Source organism: Oleiphilus sp. HI0086, assembly GCF_001635225.1.
The window spans coordinates 1-1052 of sequence record NZ_LWFZ01001338.1 but is presented as its reverse complement, the minus strand read 5'-3'; the positions used below and the strand labels follow the sequence as shown (position 1 = coordinate 1052).

General features: G+C 44.3%; 2 protein-coding genes and 1 pseudogene. 1 reads left to right on the top strand and 2 read right to left on the bottom strand.

From position 1 onward, the window contains the following. A pseudogene (locus A3756_RS28215) lies at positions 1 to 232 on the top strand (hypothetical protein); the annotation flags it as partial. A gap of 30 nt (positions 233 to 262) precedes the next feature. Here A3756_RS28215 and hisI read toward each other — a convergent pair. Continuing rightward, positions 263 to 664: a phosphoribosyl-AMP cyclohydrolase gene (gene hisI / locus A3756_RS23140; RefSeq protein ID WP_068508721.1), complete on the bottom strand. Its 402-nt coding sequence runs from the start codon at positions 662 to 664 to the stop codon at positions 263 to 265. A gap of 24 nt (positions 665 to 688) precedes the next feature. Next, positions 689 to 1052: metal ABC transporter permease (locus A3756_RS23135; RefSeq protein ID WP_197481486.1), on the bottom strand; the 364-nt coding region annotated here is incomplete at its 5' end.

Genomic DNA, 1052 nt, shown 5'->3' with positions numbered 1-1052 from the left:
TTATTGGTATAAGGCAAATCAGGGAGATCGCTACTCTCGCTTGGCAAAGCAGCGCTTTAGTCAAAAGGTCAGATTTCACCCCTTATTTAAACCAAGTCATTACCCGTTTTTATTCCGAGATAAGCTGGTCAGAGATGACTTTGATCGTGGTTTGTCAGAAATTAAATCAAGTGGTCGCTATCAAGAAATCCTGGATAAATACGACCACTTAAGTAATTTGTATCAGCACTGATGTAAACGAAGAAAGCAGAAAGCAGAAAGCTTATGAGGCGATGACCACCTCGCCTTGCTCAAACTTCAGGTAGAAGCAACTTCTACGATGAGTGTGACAAGCTGCTTCATCTTGTGTGACCAGGGCTAGTAGTACATCACCGTCGCAATCCGTTCTCATCGATACCAGGCTTTGCCAGTGGCCAGAGCTTTCTCCTTTGCGCCATAAAGACTTTCGCGAACGGGACCAATAGCACATCTTGGAGGTTTCGAGAGTTTCTTTTAATGACTCGCGATTCATCCAGGCAAACATTAGCACCTCTCTCGTCTCATGGTCCTGGGCTATTACGGGTATTAAACCCTCTTCAGAGAAGTTTAGTTCGTTTAATACTTTATCTAAGGGATAGGAGGTGCCTTCAGCATCGTTTTCGATCGATTTAAACCAGGACTTCATATTTAAATTACCTATATTTACGAGTTATGCGCTGAGATGTTTGGGTTTGGCAAGTCGAGATAAAAGGCTACCATTAAGTCCTAATGAAAACGACAAGACGTAGAGCATACCAAGTGTCAGTATGATCGCCGGCCCGGTTGGCCAGCCAGCATGGTATGACAAGAGTAAGCCGATATAACAACAGAGAATTGCAAAACAAGAGGACGCCAAAAGCATCATATCGAGGCTCTTGACCCAATACCTTGCAGAGGCTGCAGGCAAAATCATCATACCCACAGACATTAAGGTACCAAGGGCGTTAAAGCCGGCAACAAGGTTTAGAACAACTAGCACCAGGAAGGCAAAGTGAGCAATTGGACTTAGTCGACTGACTGATTGCAGGAAAAGC

Bases quoted from the DNA above. Each gene is read 5' to 3' on its own strand.
- hisI (WP_068508721.1), bottom strand. From the start codon at position 664: ATGAAGTCCTGGTTTAAATCGATCGAAAACGATGCTGAAGGCACCTCC.